We start from the raw sequence: 18,708 nt of genomic DNA, 5'->3' as shown, positions 1-18,708 counted from the left end.
GCGCGAGCCCGGCGATCGCCGACGGCGGCACGGTGAGCGCGTGGGACGCCGCCGCCAGCGTCGTGGACCCGGAGATCCGGGTGATCACCGTTGCCGAGCTGGGCATCCTGCGGGCGGTCGAGGAGGACCCGACAAGCGGTCGGGTCACCGTCACCATCACCCCGACCTACACCGGTTGCCCGGCGATGGACGTGATCCGCACCGACATCCGCCGCGCGCTGGCGGTCGCCGGCCACCCCGACGCCGAGGTCCGCACCGTCTACAGCCCACCGTGGAGCACCGACTGGATCTCCGACGGCGGGCGGGCCAAGCTCGCCGCCGCCGGGATCGCCCCGCCGGCCCCGGTGCCCGCCGCCGGCGTCGTCCCGTTGACCCTCGCGGTCCGTTGCCCGCAGTGCGGCTCACCGGAGACCGAGCAGGTCAGCCGGTTCGGCTCCACCGCGTGCAAGGCGCTGTGGCGGTGCCGTTCCTGCTCCGAACCCTTCGACCACCTGAAGGCGCTGTGACTGTCACCATCACCCGCCCGGTCCGCCGCCGGCCGGTCTTCCACCCGCTGGCGGTCGCGGCCGTCGACCGGCTCACCGACGACGCGGTAGCGGTGACCTTCGCCGTACCCGAGGATCTGCGGGAGACCTTCGCGTTCCGCGCGGGCCAGCACCTCACCGTGCGGCGCGTCGCCGAGGACGGCACGGACGTGCGCCGGTCGTACTCGATCTGCTCGACCCCCGACGACCTGGCCCGGCACGGCCGGTTGCGGATCGGGGTCCGGGAGATTCCCGGCGGCGCCTTCTCGGCGTTCGCGTGCGGGGCGTTGCGTGGTGGCGACACGGTCGAGGTGCTACCGCCATTGGGCACCTTCACCACGGCGTTCGCGCCGGACCGGGTGCGGCACTACGGCGCTGTCGTCGCCGGCTCCGGCATCACCCCGGTGCTCGCGCTGGTCGCGACCGCGCTGGCCGTCGAGCCGGCCAGCACCTTCACCCTGGTGTACGGCAACCGCACGGCGAACACTGTGATGTTCGCCGAGGAGCTGGCCGATCTGAAGGACCGCTATCCCACCCGGCTACACCTGGTGCACGTGCTCTCCCGGGAGCAGGGCGAGTCGGCGCTGCTGTCCGGGCGGATCGACGCCGAGCGGCTGGGCCGGTTGCTGGGCACCATCGTGCCGGGCGACGTGATCGAGGAGTGGTTCCTCTGCGGCCCGTACGCCATGGTGGTCGACGTCCGGGACGTGCTGACCGCACGTGGCCTGCCCGAGTCGGCGGTGCACACCGAGCTGTTCCACGTCGACGCGCCGCCGGAGCCGGTGCGCCGTCCGGTGGACCAGGCGGGCGCCGGGGCCGAGGTCACCATCGTGCTGGACGGTCGGTCGTCGAGCTTCACGATGGGTCGCGAGGAGCGGGTGCTGGACGCCGCGCTGAAGGTGCGCGGCGAGTTGCCGTACGCCTGCAAGGGCGGCGTCTGCTCGACCTGTAAGGCGAAGGTCGTCGACGGGTCGGTCACGATGGCCCGCAACTACGCCCTGGAGCCGGACGAGTTGGCCGCCGGCTACGTCCTCACCTGCCAGTCCAGCCCGACCACCGACCGGCTCGTCGTGGACTACGACGCGTGAGGGGCACGCTTCCCTGATCGCCTGAGCCTGGGAGTCAGACGCATCACCACCTGAGGTTTCGGGTCGATCGAGGTATCAGGTCGCTCGCTGGTTGGCGGCTGTCCAAAAGCCGACATCGGGCGACCCGGCCTCCCGCTCGTCAATTAGACACCTGTGACCGGCGCGCCCGCCGTTCTCAGCATCCCGCTCGTACCTGTGCCCATCCGGCCCTTGCCAAAGGTACTGGCGCAGGATGTTGCCCATCGATACGTTTCGCTAACGTCTGGGGCCAATCGAACGCGGTGTTGGCAAGGCCCACACTCTGGGCGATTCGATCGGGGAACGTGTGATTCTGAGTGAGAAGGCCGTTCAAGAGAAGGCCAGATCGAGCGGGGCAGAGCCGCAACGGGAGGCTTCGCGTCCCGTGCGCGGTATCTTCCTGCGCAAGCTCGGGCGCCGTCTGGCTGCCCTTGGACCGTTCGCTCTGATCTTCGCGACCTACAGTCTCCTCCTCGACCATCTGCCCGATCAGTGGTTCAAGCAGGACTGGGTTCGCTACGCCTTTGCCGTCCTCGCCGCGGTCTGTGTCGGCGTCACCCTTCAATGGCTGGTGCAACGACCGCCAGTGCAGCGAATCCTTGGCTCGTCGCCGACGACCAGGACGATACTTCCGGGGGCGCGGCAGCCGGAGCAGAGCCCGTACCTCACGACGAGGCAGCTACTGGACGGGACGCGAAGCAGGCTACTAGCGGACTTCAGGACCGCTTCGGGATTGCGAGGCGAAATCTCCGGATGGTCCCAGTTCATGGGAGAGCAAGTCCCTCCGAGCGCCATCGGCACGTCTTACGGCCTGCGGATTGCCTTGGCGCTGGACATCCGAGACGCCCGAATCGATCGACGCCGGCTGGTGGAGAACGTTGTCGCCCTGCAACGTCCAGCAGGGGGTTGGGTCGCCCGTTCACAGCAGGACGTGGCGCGGCCGGAGGTTACGGCCTGGGTGCTCACCGCACTCGTTAGAGCCGGGCTCGAATCGTCGATCCGGAGCGAGTTGGTAGGCCAGCTCGAACGGATGTTGTCGCCGGACGTTGACCGCGTTGGCTGGCAGCGGGTCGCGGTGCTTACATCCGCCATCTCCGCGCTCGCCGAGGTTGAACCGGCCTCGCCGAAACTCGACGAGATCACCTCCCACCTTCTCGCGGGTGCTGTAAGGCAGCAGGTGGACAGTGCTCCGGGAGGGTTGGCCTGGGGACTGACAGTGAACCAGGTAGGCCTTCCCTCCGTACCCCATACCGCACGTGCCGTAGTGGCTCTCCACAAAGCGGCTCAAGTCGTAGGTCGGGATCGGCGGGAGAAGCTCGACGAGGTGATCGACGCAGGAATCGAATGGTTGAGCCATAACCCCAGCCTCGACATCACGGATGAACAGTTGCGCAGGTTGACCAGGACGGATGAAGCGATGGACACGATCATCATCGGTCACTTCACGCCGGCCTGGGTAGCGCGTGCGCTCATGTGCAGGGGGGTCGATAACCATCTTCCTCAGTTGCGTCGCGCCGTCAGAGCAGTTCTCGATCTTCAGGAAGATGGAGTGTGGAAGTGGCGAGAAGAACGAAAGGAGCCGACGTGGATGACCTACCAGGGGGTGCTGGTCGTACGGGATTACTCGATGTTGAACCTCCCCTGGCCGCCTTGACGGGGCTGATTCGCGTGGCGACCTGGAACGTCCGGGAAGGTGTCCCTGCCTGTACCAACGATCCGGCTCGGCGGCCAGAGTCAATGACCGAAATGGTTAACCTCGTCCAGACCAACGCGATTGATGTACTGGCCTTGCAGGAGGTGGACTTCACACCCAACGGTGAGTCGGAGGTTCTATCTGCGCTACTCACCCGAACGGAATTGCAGTACGCCGGGACCCTATCGCTCTCGGAGTCGTCGTTTGAACCGGGGAAGCGTGCCGGGGTGGCGATCGTGAGTCGTTACCCGGTCAGCAGGATTGAGGCATCGATGCTGCCGAACCCGAGGCTCTCCACCCGCAAGGGGGGGAGCAGCCTCACGCTCCACGACAAGGGCCTGGTTGTCTGCACCCTCGATTTCGGGTTGACCGAGATAAGCGTAGCGTCACTGCATTCTTTCCCGTTCCACCGCTTCGGCCGCGACGCGCGGGAGCCGGATTTCGCCAACGTTTGGAAGTCGCTCTCGGAGAGCTTGCCCCGGTCCGAGGGGATGCAAACCATTATCTGCGGGGATTTCAACACCGAGGACCGCAGCTTGGTGTTGGATCTGATCGGCGAGCCAATGACCAGATCAATTTACGGCATGGCCACGCACAACGGGATGTCAATCGATGACATTCTGTTTTCGTCGGGTCTGTTGAGAGGTAGTGCGCCGAAGCTGCTGAGCAACTTTTCGGATCACGAGCTGTGCGTGATGGAACTCGTGTCGAGGTGGTGAGATGTCCTCTCTTGTCGCAGGGGCCGAGCCGCTGTCCATGCCGGAGGAGCAGTTTCGCCGCTCGTTGGCCACAACAGCAGGGCAACCACGAGGGCTGGCCATCAGCCTCCTGCGGCGGCTTGGTCGGCCACATCGCCTGAGTGCGTTCCTCAGAGAGTTGACTGATGACGATCGCCGGACGAGTGCCGTGGCCGCCCGTTCGCATCGGCACCCCCTCGGCTTCGACAAGTTCATCCTGGCTACCTTCGGCGAACTGGGCCAGCTCCGCATGCATGTCTGGTGGCCAGAGCAAGTCCGAAAACGAGAGCATGTGCACAACCATCGCTTCCACTTCGCGTCGGCGGTGGTCATCGGGCAGCTCGCCTGCCACTACTACCGGGCGGCCGACGGTGGGCAGAGACTCCTGCAGTTCAGGGAGTCGAGCCGTTCCGAGGATTCGGCATGGCGGTTTGAGGCTGTGGGATTCGAGACCGTGAGCGAAACATTGACGGTCCACCTCACGGCGGGATCGTCTTACTCCATGTCAGAAGACCTGTTACACAGGGTCAACGCGACCTCGACCACCACAGTCACCCTCATGCTTCAAGGACGGTCGTCGCGTGACTGGTCGTCGGTCTTGGTGGGTGCCGAAGGGCAACTGCCCGAGCGCCTGGAGCGACGGTGCTTTGAACCCGACGAGCTGAGGTGCAAGCTTGCGACGTTAGGCCACCACCTCGCTGGACAGGGGTGATTGTCGTGCGCGCACTATCCGTCAATGTGGCGCTGCCACCGAGTTTGGGGCACTCATCACCCGAGTTGTAGGGGCATGCTGGCGGCTGTGAGGCCGGCGTACGCTCGGGGGCGTGACGGTGAGCCGGGAGATCGACGACATCCTGCAGCGTGGCGCGGACGGCGGGCGGATCACGCCCGAGGAGGCCCTGCTGCTCTACACCGAGGCGCCCTTCCACGCGTTGGGTGAGGCGGCGGACGCGGTGCGGCGGCGGCGCTACCCGGACAACGTCGTCACGTACCTGATCGACCGCAACATCAACTACACGAACGTCTGCGTGACGGCGTGCAAGTTCTGCGCGTTCTACCGCGCGCCCAAGCACCAGGAAGGGTGGACCCACCCGACCGAGGAGATCCTGCGCCGGTGCGGCGAGGCGGTCGAGCTGGGCGCCACCCAGGTGATGCTCCAGGGCGGGCACCACCCGGACTTCGGCGTGGAGTACTACGAGGAGCTGTTCTCCTCGGTCAAGCAGGCGTATCCGCAGTTGGTCATCCACTCGATCGGCCCCAGCGAGATCCTGCACATGGCGAAGGTCTCCGGGGTGAGCCTGGACGAGGCCATCGCCCGGATCAAGACCGCCGGCCTGGACTCGATCGCCGGTGCCGGCGCGGAGATGCTGCCCGAGCGGCCCCGCAAGGCGATCGCGCCACTGAAGGAGTCGGGCGAGCGCTGGCTGGAGGTCATGGAGCTGGCCCACCGGCAGGGCATCGAGTCGACCGCCACCATGATGATGGGCACCGGCGAGACGCACGCCGAGCGGATCGAGCACCTGCGCATGATCCGGGACGTGCAGGACCGCACCCGCGGCTTCCGGTCCTTCATCCCGTGGACGTACCAGCCGGAGAACAACCACCTCAAGGGCCGCACCCAGGCCACCACCCTGGAATACCTGCGCCTCGTCGCGGTGGCCCGGCTCTTCTTCGAGACCGTGCCGCACCTGCAGGCGTCCTGGCTGACGACCGGCAAGGACGTCGGGCAGCTCGCGCTGCACATGGGCGTGGACGACCTCGGCTCGATCATGCTGGAGGAGAACGTGATCTCCTCCGCCGGTGCGCGGCACCGCTCCAACCTGCACGAGCTGATCGGCATGATCCGCTCGGCGGACCGGATCCCCGCGCAGCGCGACACCCTCTACAACCGGCTCGCCGTGCACCACACGCCGGCCGACGACCCGACCGACGAGCGGGTGGTCTCGCACTTCTCCTCGATCGCGCTTCCCGGCGGTGGCGCGGGCCGATCCCTGCCACTTGTCGACGTCAACTGACGCGGCTCGACGCCCGGCCGTTCGGCTGACCGAGGCTCATGCTCCCGCCGGCTCACCCCGGCGGTACGGGTATTCCCGGCCGCCGCAGCGTCAGGCTGTCCGGTGTGGGGTGGTGAAGGTGATCGTCGGCGGATAGCGTCCCGGCTCGTATCCGTCATCACGTCGACCGGTGAATCATCGCGATCGTGCTGGTGGCGGGTGGTCTGGTGGTCGTTCGTGGGCTGTCCTCCATCGGCCCGTTGCGGGTCGTTCATATAACGCACGGCGGTACGGGCGGGATGGGTGACCATCCCGCCCGTACCGTCTGCGGACCCCGGGCCGGACGGATGAAAAGGGCCGCGCGCGCTGGCGTGCGTGATCGGCCTCCGATAGCGTCCGCTCGTTCCGCAACCAATCTTTCTTTCCCTACCCCCCGGGGGACCGATGACAGCGTTCCACCGCTCGGCCCTGGCCCGCGCTGGCGTGGTGGCCCTGCTCGCGGCCGGTGGCCTGGCCACCGTGGCCGCCCCGGCGCAGGCCGCCGACCAGGCCGATCTGGCACTGGTACCGCTCAGCTCCGAGCTGGCCAAGGGCGTCAAGGCGGCCAAGGCCAAGCCGTTCAAGTTCCTTGTCGACAACACCCGGAGCACGGTCGCCGCCAAGGGCGTCAGCTACACCGTGGACACCAGCAACATGTTGAACAGCGTGATCGGGGTCGTCGTGCCCGACGGCTGCCAGGTGAAGGGCAAGACGTTCACCTGCCCGCTCGGCGACGTGCCGGCCGGCACCAGCGAGGACTTCGGCATTCCGCTCTTCTCCACCGGTGCGCGCGGCGAGGCCGGCACGCTGGTGGTCACCATCAAGTCGGCCACCGCCGACCCCAACCGCAAGGACAACACGGTCGAGCACGACATCACCGTCGGCAAGCCGGGCTACGACCTGACCAGCTGGGTGCAGGACGTCTACGCGAACGTCGTGGTGAACGGCGTCCAGGGCGATGACCCCGACCTCCGGCCGGTCAAGCGCGGCGAGACGGTGCCTGTGGACTGGGCGGTCTACAACGACGGCAGCCGCAAGGCCACCGGCCTGTCCTACGTGCTCACGCTCCCGGCCGGCGTCACCTTCGCCACGCTGCCGGACGCCTGCACGTCGCAGACCTTCGGCGGTGTCGCCCAGGCGCTCTGCCAGGATGACGGTGCGGTGATCAAGCCCGGCGAGTACTACACGGCGGACGTCAGGGTGACGGTCGGCGCGAACGTCACCCAGCCGGTGCTGCGGGTTGGTGAGCTGGTCGCGCAGGGTCTCGACGGTGCGACGGGTCAGGCCGAGGAGCGGCCCGAGCCGGCGACCAGCGCCCAGCGGAAGGCCTTCACCGAGGTCGACGAGGGCGACAACCAGGCGGTCTTCGACGTCTTCGTCGACCTGACCGCGCAGCCGACCCCGACCCCGAGCCCCACGGCCACCCCGACGCCCACCGCCACGCCGACCCCGGGCGGGACGGCCACCCCGACGCCGGGTGGTACGCCCAGTCCGGGTGGTACGCCGACGCCCGGCGCGAGCACGTCGCCGACTGCCGGTGGTGGCGGCTCCGGTGGCGGCGGCCTGCCGGTGACGGGTGTGCAGGTCGGCCTGATCGGTGGCATCGGCGGCATCATCCTGCTGGTGGGCGGTGCGCTGCTGGTGCTCTCTCGCCGGCGCAAGGTCGTTCTGGTCGCTCCGAGCGACGAGACGCCGACGGACTGACAGCGGCGCTGACCGACTGACAGCGGCGCTGACCGACTGACAGCGGAGCTGGCAGTCGGCGTCAGGACGCCGGTACGACGCGAGGGCGGGGTGGGCGACCACCCCGCCCCTTCGCGTACCGGGGGGTGCCGCACCACCCCAGGGGCGTCGGTTGGCGGGCGGCTGGCAGAGTGGAGGGGTGAGCCGTTCCCCGCAGGGCCAGCGCGCCAGTCTGGACAAGCAGCCGCACGAGGTCGCCGCGATGTTCGATGGCGTGGCGGAGCGCTACGACCTGACCAACACCGTGATTTCCTTCGGCCAGGACCGGTCCTGGCGTCGGGCCACCCGGGCGGCGCTCGGGCTGCGGCCGGGCGAGCGGGTGCTGGACGTGGGCGCGGGCACCGGCGTCTCGACCCGGGAGCTGGCGCAGTCCGGGGCGTACGCGGTGGGGGCTGACCTGTCGTTGGGCATGCTGTACGCCGGCAAGCGGGTCCGTCCCGAGGTGCCGCTGCTGGCCGGCGACGCGCTGCGGCTGCCGTTCGCCGACGCCAGCTTCGACGCGGTGACCATCTCCTTCGCGCTGCGCAACGTCAGTGACACCGACGCGGCCCTGCGGGAGTTGGCCCGGGTCACCCGGCCGGGTGGGCGGTTGGCGATCTGCGAGTTCAGCACCCCGGTCAACCCGGCCTTCCGGACGGTCTACCTGTCGTACCTGATGCGGTCGCTGCCGGTGGTCGCCCGAGCGGTGTCGAGCAACCCCGACGCGTACGTCTACCTCGCCGAGTCGGTGCGGGCCTGGCCGGCGCAGGCCGCGCTGGCCGGCCGGGTCGCCGCGGCCGGGTGGGGACGAGTGGCGTGGCGCAACCTGACCGGTGGCGTGGTGGCCCTGCACCGGGGGATCCGCGAGTAGTCGACGCGACCGACGCGGACATTGCTCAGGTTTCGTGAATATCGGTCTTTAGTCCACTTTGCCCCGTACGCTCGTCCGCATGACCGGAGCAGACCCGGCGGACCCGGTGGCCGCCACCGACGATGACGCGGCCGAACTCGTCGCACAACTGCGCGCGTTGGCCGGCGCGGATCCGGTGGAGGTCCGGCAGGTGGTCGCCGAGGTGTTGGCGGCGCTGGACCGGGCGGCGGGTGGTGCGCTCCGGGAGCATCTGCCGGAGGCCATCCGGGTCGATGCGGGTCTGGACGCCCCCAGCCCGGCCTGACACCAAACCGCTGTGGACGGTCGGGGGCTGTCACATCGGCGAGTTAGGTACCCCTGATCCTGCGCAGGTATGACGCCGGTCATACACTCGTCCCGTCTGGCTTGTGAAGCATTTCACGAGCGTGCGGGAGGAGGCGCGAATGACCCCGGTGGAACACGACGCCGACGTCATTGTCGTGGGCGCCGGTCCCGGTGGATCAGCTACTGCGTACCACCTGGCCCGGCACGGCGTACGGGTGCTGTTGTTGGAGAAGACCGAGTTCCCCCGCGAGAAGGTCTGCGGCGACGGGTTGACCCCACGCGCGGTGCGCCAGCTCATCCAGATGGGCGTGGACACCTCACCCGAGGCCGGCTGGCTGCACAACCGCGGCCTGCGGGTCATCGGTGGTGGGGTGCGTCTGGAGCTGGACTGGCCCGAGCTCGCCAGCTTCCCCAACTACGGCCTGGTGCGCACGAGGCTGGACTTCGACGACCTGCTCGCCCAGCGGGCGGTGGCCGCCGGCGCCAAGCTGCGCACCAACATCAACGTGCTGGGTCCGGTGCTCGACGCCGACGGCCGGGTCACCGGCGTCGAGGCGGAGGTCGGTCCGGGCAAGGAGCCGACCACCTTCCACGCCCCGCTGGTCGTCGCGGCGGACGGGGTCTCCGGCCGGTTCCCGCTAGCGCTCGGGCTGGCCAAGCGGGAGGACCGGCCGATCGGCGTGGCCGTCCGCCGCTACTACCGCTCGCCGGCCAAGCACGAGGACAACTACCTGGAGTCCTGGCTGGAGCTGCGCAGCAAGGACAGCGGCGACAACCTGCTGCCCGGGTACGGCTGGATCTTCGGCCTGGGCGACGGGCGGGTCAACGTCGGCCTCGGGGTGCTCAACTCGTCCTCGGCGTTCGGCAAGACCAACTACCGCCGGCTGCTCACCGACTGGCTCGCCAACACCCCGGAAGACTGGGGGATGACCGACGAGACGAACGCCGACGGCCCGATCCTCGGCGCCGCGCTGCCGATGGGCTTCAACCGGGTTCCGCACTACACCCGGGGGGTGCTGCTGGTCGGCGACTCGGGCGGCATGGTCAACCCGTTCAACGGTGAGGGCATCGCGTACGCGATGGAGTCCGGCGAACTGGCCGCGGAGGTCATGGTGCAGGCCCTCGCCCGGCCGGCCGGGCCGGAGCGGGAGCGGGCGCTGATGGCGTACCCGAACGAGCTGAAGGCCCGCCTTGGCGGTTACTACCGGTTGGGCGGCATTTTCGTGAAACTGATCGGCCGCCCGGAGATCATGCGGATCGCCACCAAACACGGCATGCCGCACCCGACGCTGATGCGTTTTGTGCTCAAGCTGTTGGCCAACCTGACCGACCCGCGCGGCGGGGACGCGATGGACCGGGTCATCAACGCGATGACGAAGGTCGCCCCGGCCGTATAAGTAGGACGGCATCGGTGCTGGTCACGGCCCCGACGCTGACAAAGATCGACCCCCGCCGACTGCCACTGCGAGGGACGTGAATAGTGTGATTTTCGTCAAGCACCGAGGGCAGGGAAGGACGAGCAGGAGAAAACGATGTCGCTCTCGCCTTACGCACCGATCATCGGGCTGTTCGCCCTCGCCGCGGCGTTCTCGCTGTTTTCCGTTGGCGCCGCCCGCTTCGCCGGTCCCCGTCGCTACAACAAGGCCAAACTCGAAGCTTACGAGTGCGGCATCGAGCCCAGCCCGCAGCCGGTCGGCGGCGGGCGGTTCCCGATCAAGTTCTACCTGACGGCGATGCTCTTCATCGTCTTCGACATCGAGATCATCTTCCTCTACCCCTGGGCGGTCTCGTTCGACGCCCTGCCGATCTTCGGCTTCGTGGAGATGGTCCTGTTCATCGTCGCGGTCTTCGTTGCGTACGCCTACGTGTGGCGGCGCGGCGGCCTGGACTGGGACTGAGGAAGGAACGTCAGATGGGCATCGAGGAGAAGCTTCCCGCCGGCGTCCTGCTCACCTCGGTGGAGAAGCTGGTCAACTGGTCCCGGAAGTCGTCCGTGTGGGGCGCCACCTTCGGCCTGGCCTGCTGCGCCATCGAGATGATGGCAGCCGGTGGTCCGCACTACGACATGGGCCGCTGGGGCATGGAGGTCTTCCGGGCGTCCCCCCGCCAGGCCGACCTGATGATCGTGGCCGGCCGGGTGAGTCAGAAGATGGCTCCGGTACTGCGCCAGATCTACGACCAGATGGCCGAGCCCCGCTGGGTGCTCTCCATGGGCGTCTGCGCCAGCAGCGGCGGCATGTTCAACAACTACGCGATCGTGCAGGGCGTCGACCACGTGGTGCCTGTCGACATGTACCTCCCCGGCTGCCCGCCCCGGCCGGAGATGCTCATCGACGCGATCCTCAAGCTCCGCGAGAAGATCATGTATGAGCCGCTGGGCCCGAACGGCCGCAAGATGCTGGCCGCCCGCCAGGAGCGCGGCGACGTCCCGGTCGTGCCCTACGGCTCCATGCCCTCCTCGTACCGCAGCGACAAGGCCCGGCGTGCCGAGTGGACCCGGGCGGTCCGCGAGGGCCGCGAGGAGCAGTTGCGGATCGAGAACTGGATGAACGCTCAGAACCACCTCCACCCGCAGGCAGGCCCCAAATGACGTCACCCACGGACAAGCCCAACGACGGCGGGGTGCCGGTGCCGGTCACGCCGGTCGGCGCCAGCAGCACCGCCCCGGCCGAGTACCCGCCGGCCAGCCCGGCCGGTCGCGGGATGTTCGGCAACCAGGGCACCGGCGACGTGTCCGGCTACGGCGGCCTCATCCGCCAGCGCCAGCCCATCGAGGAGGCGTCCCGCCCGTACGGGGGCTACTTCGACGAGGTCCGCGACGCGTTGGAGGAGGCGTACCCGGCCTTCGGTGACGCGATCGAGAAGGTCGTTGTCGACCGGGGCGAGCTGACCCTGCACGTCCGCCCGGAACGGATCGCCGAGGTCTGCCAGGTGATGCGGGACGACCTGGCGCTGCGGTTCGAGCTGTGCTCCTCGGTGTCCGGTGCGGACTACCTGGGCGCCGACGAGCGCCGGCTGCACGTGGTCTACCTGCTCACCTCGATGACGTACCGGCGGCGGGTCCGGCTGGAGGCCGCGGTCTCCGTCGAGGCCCCGCACCTGCCCAGCGTGACCGCCATCTACCCGACGGCGGACTGGCAGGAGCGGGAGGCGTACGACATGTTCGGCATCGTCTTCGACGGCCACCCCAACCTGACCCGGATCCTCATGCCGGACGACTGGGAGGGCCACCCGCAGCGCAAGGACTACCCGCTCGGCGGTGTCCCCGTCGAGTACAAGGGCGCGGAGATCCAGCCGCCGGACACCCGGAGGTCGTACCAGTGACGACGTCGAACTACGCCAGCGAGCGCGAGACCGACGAGGGTCGGGTCTTCACCGTCACCGGTGGGGACTGGGACACCATCGTCTCGGGCACCGACCCGATCAACGACGAGCGGATCGTCGTCAACATGGGTCCGCAGCACCCGTCCACGCACGGGGTGCTGCGGCTGATCCTGGAGCTGGAGGGCGAGACGGTCCGCGAGGCCCGGTCCGTCATCGGCTACCTGCACACCGGCATCGAGAAGAACCTCGAATACCGCAACTGGGTTCAGGGCTCGACGTTCGTCACCCGGATGGACTACCTCGCCCCGATCTTCAACGAGACGGCGTACGCGCTGGCGGTCGAGAAGCTGCTCGGCATCACCGACGACATCACCGAGCGGGCCACCACCATCCGCGTGCTGATGATGGAGCTCAACCGGATCTCGTCGCACCTGGTCTGGCTGGCGACCACCGGCATGGAGCTGGGCGCGATCTCGATCATGCTGTACGGCTTCCGTGAGCGGGAGTACATCCTCGACATCTTCGAGACCATCACCGGCCTGCGGATGAACCACGCGTACGTCCGGCCGGGCGGTGTGGCGCAGGACGTGCCGGACGCGGCGATCGTCAAGATCCGCGAGTTCCTCAAGATGATGCCGAAGAAGCTCAAGGAGTACGAGGACCTGCTCTCCGGCCAGCCGATCTGGACCGAGCGGACGAAGAACGTCGCGGTGCTGGACGTGACCGGCTGCGTGGCCCTCGGCATCACCGGCCCGGTGCTGCGCTCCGCCGGCCTCGCCTGGGACCTGCGCAAGACCATGCCGTACTGCGGTTACGAGACGTACGAGTTCGACGTGCCGACCCACCCCGACGGTGACGTGTGGGGTCGCTACCAGGTCCGGCTCGCCGAGATCCGAGAGTCGATGAAGCTTGTCGAGCAGGCCCTGGACCGGCTCCGGCCGGGCCCGGTGATGGTCGCCGACCGCAAGATCGCCTGGCCGGCGCAGCTCGCCATCGGCGTGGACGGCATGGGCAACTCGCTGGAGCACGTCGCGAAGATCATGGGTCAGTCGATGGAGTCGCTGATCCACCACTTCAAGCTGGTGACCGAGGGCTTCCGGGTTCCGCCCGGCCAGGTGTACGTCGCCATCGAGGCGCCCCGCGGCGAGTTGGGCGTACACGCGGTCTCCGACGGTGGCACCCGGCCGTACCGGGTGCACTACCGGGAGCCCAGCTTCGTCAACCTCCAGGCCCTCCCGGCGATGGCCGAGGGCGGTCTGATCGCCGACGTGATCGCCGGCGGCGCCTCGTTGGACCCGGTGATGGGTGGTTGTGACAGATGAGTGTTTTCACTGAAGAGACCCGGGAGCGGGCGCGCGAGATCATCGCCCGTTACCCGGCGGACCGGTCCCGCTCGGCGTTGCTGCCGCTGCTGCACCTGGTCCAGGCCCAGGAGGGGTACGTCTCCCCGGCCGGGGTCGCGTTCTGCGCCGAGGTGCTGGGGCTGAACAAGGCCCAGGTCGGCGCGGTGGCCACCTTCTACACGATGTACAAGCGCAAGCCGACCGGTGACTTCCTGGTCAGCGTCTGCACCAACACCATGTGCAATGTGCTCGGTGGTCAGGAGGTCTACGACACCCTCTCCGCGCACCTCGGCGTCGGGCACGACGAGACCACCGCCGACGGCACGATCACGTTGGAGCACGCCGAGTGCCTGGCGGCGTGCGACTACGGCCCGGTGATGACCGTCAACTACGACTTCTTCGACGGCGTGGACTCCTCCACAGCGGTCGGTGTGGTCGACGAGTTGCGGGCCGGCGGGCGGCCGATGCCGACCCGGGGCGCCCGGCTCTGCACCCTCAAGGAGATGGCGGTGCAGCTCGCCGGTTTCGCCGACGAGCGCGACGGCGCGGTCGCCGACGGCGGGCCGGGCGAGCCCACCCTGCGCGGGCTGCGGCTGGCCCAGCAGCACGGCGTCTCGGTGCCGGGCTTCGACCCGAACACCCCGATCCGGAGCAAGGCGGAGTCGGACAAGGCCGCCGCCGAGGCGAAGGCGAAGGCGGAGGCCGCCAAGCCGGCACCCGCCGAGGCCAGCGCGGCCCCGGTCAAGGGCGGGGACGGCGCCTCCGCGCCGACCGGCGCGACCGCTGTCGCCGAGCCGGGTGGCGCCACCGGGCCAGCCAAGCCGGTTGACGCCACCAGGCCGGCTGAGCGGGCGGACGCCACCGGCAGCACCCCCCGGGACGTGAAGGCACCGGACGACAAGTCGCCGCAGGTGCGTACCGCCGAGACCCGGCAGCCGGACGCGAGCACGGCGGTGCCGGACGCCCCGGGCACCAAGGTCCCGGCGGACGGCACCGGCACCGCGCCCGAGGCTCGCGACGCACGGTCGGCCGAGGCCGCCGGCGTGGCGGCCAACCCGCCGGCCGGCGACGGCAAGCCCGCCGGCGACGAGGCCGGGGCGCAGGAGCGCAACCTCACCGAAGCGAAGGCTGGCACGGACGCCGACGGCGCCGGACCGGCGGACGCGAACGAAACGGGGGCCCAGAAGTGACCACTCCCCGCCCGGAGACCGTGGCCAAGCTGACGCCGGTGCTGACCAAGCGCTGGCTGTCGCCGGACGCCTGGCGTATCGGCACCTACGAGCAACTCGACGGCTACGCCGCACTGCGCAAGGCGCTCAAGGCCCACCCGGACGACCTGATCCAGCTGATCAAGGACTCGGGACTGCGCGGTCGGGGTGGCGCCGGCTTCCCGACCGGCCTCAAGTGGGGCTTCATCCCGCAGGGCGACGGCAAGCCGCACTACCTGGTGGTCAACGCCGACGAGGGCGAGCCGGGCACCTGCAAGGACCTGCCGCTGATGACCCACGACCCGCACGCGCTGGTCGAGGGCGTGATCATCGCGTCGTACGCGATCCGGGCCAACCGCGCCTACATCTACATCCGGGGCGAGGCGGTGCACGCCGCGCGCCGGCTGCGCAACGCGGTCCAGGAGGCGTACGACAAGGGCTACCTCGGCCGGAACATCCTGCGCAGCGGCTACGACCTGGAGCTGGTGGTGCACTCCGGCGCCGGGGCGTACATCTGCGGCGAGGAGACGGCGCTGCTGGACTCGCTGGAGGGGTTCCGGGGCCAGCCCCGGCTGCGCCCGCCGTTCCCGGCCACCCACGGCCTGTACGCGAGCCCGACGGTGGTCAACAACGTCGGCACCATCGCCAGCGTGCCGCCGATCGTGCTCGGCGGGGCCGACTGGTGGAAGTCCATGGGCACCGAGAAGTCCTCCGGGCCGATGATCTACTCGCTGTCCGGCCGGATCGTCAACCCGGGTCAGTTCGAGTGCTCGATGGGCGTCACGCTGCGCGAGCTGCTGGAGTTGGCCGGTGGCATGCAGCCCGGCCACAACCTGCGGTTCTGGACCCCGGGCGGATCGTCGACCCCGTTGCTCGCCGCCGAGCACCTGGACGTGCCACTGGACTTCGAGGGCGTGGCGGCGGCCGGCTCGATCCTCGGCACCACGGCCACCCAGATCTTCTCCGACCAGGACTGCCCGGTCTACGCGACGTACCGGTGGCTGGAGTTCTACCACCACGAGTCGTGCGGCAAGTGCACCCCGTGCCGGGAGGGCAACTACTGGATGGTCCGGGTCTACCGGCGGATCCTCGCCGGTCAGGGCACCCACGATGACCTGGACACCCTGCTGGACACCTGCGACAACATCCTGGGCCGCTCGTTCTGCGGCCTGGGTGACGGCGCGACCAGCTCGGTGACCTCGTCACTGAAGTACTTCAAGCAGGACTACCTCGACTACATCGAGGGACGTACCGCACCCAAGCTGTCGGAGAAGACCCTGGTAGGGGCGCACTGATGACCGACGTAGCCAAGCAGACCGAGACCGTCACGCTCACCATCGACGGCGTCGAGGTCACCGCCCCCAAGGGGACGCTGCTGATCCGGGCCGCCGAGCAGATGGGCACCGAGATCCCCCGGTTCTGCGACCACCCGCTGTTGGCTCCGGCCGGCGCCTGCCGGCAGTGCCTGGTCGAGGTGGAGGGGCAGCGCAAGCCGGTCGCCTCCTGCACCCAGACCGTCGCCGACGGCATGGTCGTACGGACCCAGCTCACCTCGCCGGTCGCCAAGAAGGCGCAGGAGGGGGTGATGGAGCTGCTGCTGCTCAACCACCCACTGGACTGCCCGATGTGTGACAAGGGCGGCGAGTGCCCGCTCCAGAACCAGGCGATGTCCACCGGCCGCAGCGACTCGCGCTTCCACGAGCACAAGCGGGAGTACGAGAAGCCGATGGCGATCAGCAGCCAGGTGCTGCTGGACCGGGAGCGCTGTGTCCTCTGCCAGCGGTGCACCCGGTTCTCCGATGAGATCGCCGGCGACAAGTTCATCGACCTGATGGGCCGGTCGTCCGCCGAAGAGATCAACATCTACCGGGACGACGCGTACGGCGAAGAGGGCGACGCCGGCGACGTTCCGTTCAACTCCTACTTCTCCGGCAACACAGTGCAGATCTGCCCGGTGGGCGCGCTGACCGGTGCGCAGTACCGGTTCCGGGCCCGCCCGTTCGACCTGGTGTCCAGCCCGAGCGTCTGCGAGCACTGCTCGGCCGGCTGCGGGCAGCGCACCGACTGGCGACGCGGCAAGGTGCTGCGCCGGCTGGCCGGCGACGAGCCGGCGGTCAACGAGGAGTGGAACTGCGACAAGGGCCGGTGGGGCTTCCAGTACACCCGAGCCACCGACCGGCTCACCACCCCGCTGGTCCGCGACGAGCGCACCGGTGAGCTGCGCGAGGCGTCCTGGAGCGAGGCGCTCACAGTGGCCGCCGAAGGGCTGCACGCCGCTCGGGAGGGCGGGCAGGGCACTGCGGTGCTCACCGGCGGCCGGCTGACCGTCGAGGACGCGTACGCGTACGCGAAGTTCGCCCGCGTCGCGTTGAACACCAACGACATCGACTTCCGGGCCCGGCCGGTCTCCCGCGAGGAGGCCGACTTCCTGGCCAGCTCGGTCGCCGGGGTCACCGACGTCACCTACACCGACGTGGAGAACGCGCCGGCGGTGGTGCTTGTCGGCCTGGAGCCGGAGGAGGAGTGCCCGATCCTCTTCCTGCGGCTGCGCAAGGCGTACCTGAAGAAGACCCTGACGGTGTACGCGCTGGCGCCGTTCGCCACCCGCGGCCTGGAGAAGCTCGGTGCCAAGCTGGCCCGGGTCGTGCCGGGCGAGGAGGCCAGCGTGCTCGCCGAGCACGCCACTGTCGCCGAGGCGCTGAGCGCACCGGGCGCGATCCTGATCGTCGGCGAGCGGTTGGCCAGTGTCCCGGGCGGGCTCTCCGCCGCGGCGGACGTGGCCCGGCGTACCGGCGCGAAGCTGGCCTGGGTGCCGCGGCGCGCGGGTGACCGCGGCGCCGTCGACGCGGGCTGCCTGCCGAACCTGCTCCCCGGTGGACGCCTGGTCAACGAACCGGCCGCCCGCGCCGAGCTGGGTGAGGCGTGGGACATCCCGGCCGGGGTGATCCCGAGCCAGGCCGGTCGGGACACCGACGGGATCCTCAACGCCGCGGCCAACGGGCAGCTCGGTGCCCTGGTCGTCGGCGGTGTCGACCCGGCCGACCTGGCCGACCCGCGACTGGCCGAGGCCGCCCTGGACGCGGTGCCGTTCCTGGTCAGCCTGGAGCTGCGCCCCACCGCGGTGACCCGGCGGGCGAACGTGGTGCTGCCGATCGCCCCGGTGGCCGAGAAGGCCGGCAGCTTCCTGGACTGGGAGGGTCGGCTGCGACCGTTCGAGGCGGTGTTGAACACTGCCGCGATGACCGACGGCCGGGTGCTCGACGCGCTGGCCGCGCTGCTCGACGTGCGGCTCGGCACCGCGGATGTGCCGAGCGTGCGTCGCGAGCTGGGCGCGCTGCCGGCGACGCGGATGTCGCGGCCGTCCGCGCCGTCGGTGGCACCGGCCCGGGTGCCGCATCCGGGCCCCGGGGAAGCCGTGCTGGCCACCTGGCACCAACTGGTGGACCTCGGCAGCCTGACCGAGGGTGACGAGAACCTCGCCGGCACCGCTCGTCCGCCGGTGGTCCGGTTGGGCAAGGGCACCGCCGACGCGCTCGGTGTCGCCGACGGCGACGCGGTCACGGTCGGCACCGACCGGGGGGCACTGACCCTGCCGGCCGAGCTCACCGAGATGCCGGACGGTGTTGTCTGGCTGCCGACCAACTCACCCGGCTCGACCGTGCGACGCAGCCTCGGGGCGACGTCCGGCGCGGTCGTCCGGATCTCCGTCCCCGGACCGAGCGCTGTCGTTCCGGCCGGGCGGGTCGCGGCGGACGAGACCGGTCTCCCGGGTCCGATGCACAACGCTGGGGGTGTTCAGTGAGCGCGAGGAGTAAACGAGCGC

Annotated in this window: 17 protein-coding genes; all 17 read left to right on the top strand. The window is 69.4% G+C overall.

Annotated features, from left to right (window positions below; all coding sequences use genetic code 11):
• Positions 1-32 precede the first annotated feature (32 nt).
• Positions 33-506 carry a 1,2-phenylacetyl-CoA epoxidase subunit PaaD gene (gene paaD / locus ABZU25_RS01895; RefSeq protein WP_355027462.1) on the top strand — a complete coding sequence of 158 codons (474 nt, stop codon included), beginning with the start codon at positions 33-35 and terminating at the stop codon, positions 504-506.
• Entirely contained in the window at positions 503-1,612 is a 1,110-nt protein-coding gene (paaE, locus tag ABZU25_RS01890; RefSeq protein WP_355027411.1) for a 1,2-phenylacetyl-CoA epoxidase subunit PaaE, read from the top strand. Before paaD ends, paaE begins: the two co-directional genes overlap by 4 nt.
• A gap of 403 nt (positions 1,613-2,015) precedes the next feature.
• Positions 2,016-3,284 (top strand): hypothetical protein, encoded by a 1,269-nt coding sequence (locus ABZU25_RS01885; protein ID WP_355027410.1) that lies wholly within the window; start codon positions 2,016-2,018, stop codon positions 3,282-3,284.
• On the top strand, positions 3,281-4,042 hold the full coding sequence (locus ABZU25_RS01880; protein WP_355027409.1) for an endonuclease/exonuclease/phosphatase family protein: 762 nt from the start codon (positions 3,281-3,283) through the stop codon (positions 4,040-4,042). The genes ABZU25_RS01885 and ABZU25_RS01880 overlap by 4 nt, the downstream gene beginning before the upstream one ends.
• Position 4,043: 1 nt before the next feature.
• Positions 4,044-4,772 (top strand): hypothetical protein, encoded by a 729-nt coding sequence (locus ABZU25_RS01875; RefSeq protein WP_355027408.1) that lies wholly within the window; start codon positions 4,044-4,046, stop codon positions 4,770-4,772.
• Positions 4,773-4,884: 112 nt separating this feature from the next.
• A complete protein-coding gene (gene mqnC, locus ABZU25_RS01870) occupies positions 4,885-6,075 on the top strand; it encodes a cyclic dehypoxanthinyl futalosine synthase (protein ID WP_355027407.1) in 1,191 nt (396 codons plus the stop codon).
• Positions 6,076-6,498: 423 nt separating this feature from the next.
• Positions 6,499-7,797 (top strand): LPXTG cell wall anchor domain-containing protein, encoded by a 1,299-nt coding sequence (locus tag ABZU25_RS01865; RefSeq protein ID WP_355027406.1) that lies wholly within the window; start codon positions 6,499-6,501, stop codon positions 7,795-7,797.
• 178 nt (positions 7,798-7,975) lie between these two features.
• Entirely contained in the window at positions 7,976-8,686 is a 711-nt protein-coding gene (locus ABZU25_RS01860) for a demethylmenaquinone methyltransferase (RefSeq protein WP_355027405.1), read from the top strand.
• Positions 8,687-8,765: 79 nt separating this feature from the next.
• Positions 8,766-8,990: a hypothetical protein gene (locus ABZU25_RS01855; RefSeq protein ID WP_355027404.1), complete on the top strand. Its 225-nt coding sequence runs from the start codon at positions 8,766-8,768 to the stop codon at positions 8,988-8,990.
• 139 nt (positions 8,991-9,129) lie between these two features.
• Positions 9,130-10,407 (top strand): geranylgeranyl reductase family protein, encoded by a 1,278-nt coding sequence (locus ABZU25_RS01850; RefSeq protein WP_355027403.1) that lies wholly within the window; start codon positions 9,130-9,132, stop codon positions 10,405-10,407.
• A gap of 135 nt (positions 10,408-10,542) precedes the next feature.
• Positions 10,543-10,908, top strand: coding sequence for an NADH-quinone oxidoreductase subunit A (locus tag ABZU25_RS01845; protein ID WP_007454588.1), 366 nt, complete (start codon positions 10,543-10,545; stop codon positions 10,906-10,908).
• A 14-nt stretch (positions 10,909-10,922) separates the two neighbouring features.
• On the top strand, positions 10,923-11,600 hold the full coding sequence (locus ABZU25_RS01840; RefSeq protein ID WP_030486262.1) for an NADH-quinone oxidoreductase subunit B: 678 nt from the start codon (positions 10,923-10,925) through the stop codon (positions 11,598-11,600).
• Positions 11,597-12,334: an NADH-quinone oxidoreductase subunit C gene (locus tag ABZU25_RS01835; protein ID WP_355027402.1), complete on the top strand. Its 738-nt coding sequence runs from the start codon at positions 11,597-11,599 to the stop codon at positions 12,332-12,334. Before ABZU25_RS01840 ends, ABZU25_RS01835 begins: the two co-directional genes overlap by 4 nt.
• The gene (locus ABZU25_RS01830; RefSeq protein ID WP_355027401.1) at positions 12,331-13,656 is read left to right on the top strand and encodes an NADH-quinone oxidoreductase subunit D; all 1,326 of its coding nucleotides are present in this window, start codon (positions 12,331-12,333) and stop codon (positions 13,654-13,656) included. Before ABZU25_RS01835 ends, ABZU25_RS01830 begins: the two co-directional genes overlap by 4 nt.
• Positions 13,653-14,867: an NADH-quinone oxidoreductase subunit NuoE gene (gene nuoE / locus ABZU25_RS01825; RefSeq protein WP_355027400.1), complete on the top strand. Its 1,215-nt coding sequence runs from the start codon at positions 13,653-13,655 to the stop codon at positions 14,865-14,867. The genes ABZU25_RS01830 and nuoE overlap by 4 nt, the downstream gene beginning before the upstream one ends.
• The gene (gene nuoF, locus ABZU25_RS01820; protein ID WP_355027399.1) at positions 14,864-16,180 is read left to right on the top strand and encodes an NADH-quinone oxidoreductase subunit NuoF; all 1,317 of its coding nucleotides are present in this window, start codon (positions 14,864-14,866) and stop codon (positions 16,178-16,180) included. Before nuoE ends, nuoF begins: the two co-directional genes overlap by 4 nt.
• Positions 16,180-18,687, top strand: a complete 2,508-nt coding sequence (locus ABZU25_RS01815) for an NADH-quinone oxidoreductase subunit G (protein WP_355027398.1) — start codon at positions 16,180-16,182, stop codon at positions 18,685-18,687. The genes nuoF and ABZU25_RS01815 overlap by 1 nt, the downstream gene beginning before the upstream one ends.
• Positions 18,688-18,708 lie beyond the last annotated feature (21 nt).

The organism is Micromonospora sp. NPDC005215, from assembly GCF_040607915.1.
Classification (GTDB): domain Bacteria; phylum Actinomycetota; class Actinomycetes; order Mycobacteriales; family Micromonosporaceae; genus Micromonospora.
This window is presented reverse-complemented; position numbering and strand designations above follow the sequence as displayed.

Bases quoted from the DNA above. Each gene is read 5' to 3' on its own strand.
- ABZU25_RS01850 (WP_355027403.1), top strand. From the start codon at position 9,130: ATGACCCCGGTGGAACACGACGCCGACGTCATTGTCGTGGGCGCCGGT.
- ABZU25_RS01855 (WP_355027404.1), top strand. From the start codon at position 8,766: ATGACCGGAGCAGACCCGGCGGACCCGGTGGCCGCCACCGACGATGAC.
- ABZU25_RS01865 (WP_355027406.1), top strand. From the start codon at position 6,499: ATGACAGCGTTCCACCGCTCGGCCCTGGCCCGCGCTGGCGTGGTGGCC.
- ABZU25_RS01815 (WP_355027398.1), top strand. From the start codon at position 16,180: ATGACCGACGTAGCCAAGCAGACCGAGACCGTCACGCTCACCATCGAC.
- nuoE (WP_355027400.1), top strand. From the start codon at position 13,653: ATGAGTGTTTTCACTGAAGAGACCCGGGAGCGGGCGCGCGAGATCATC.
- ABZU25_RS01845 (WP_007454588.1), top strand. From the start codon at position 10,543: ATGTCGCTCTCGCCTTACGCACCGATCATCGGGCTGTTCGCCCTCGCC.
- ABZU25_RS01840 (WP_030486262.1), top strand. From the start codon at position 10,923: ATGGGCATCGAGGAGAAGCTTCCCGCCGGCGTCCTGCTCACCTCGGTG.
- ABZU25_RS01875 (WP_355027408.1), top strand. From the start codon at position 4,044: ATGTCCTCTCTTGTCGCAGGGGCCGAGCCGCTGTCCATGCCGGAGGAG.
- ABZU25_RS01835 (WP_355027402.1), top strand. From the start codon at position 11,597: ATGACGTCACCCACGGACAAGCCCAACGACGGCGGGGTGCCGGTGCCG.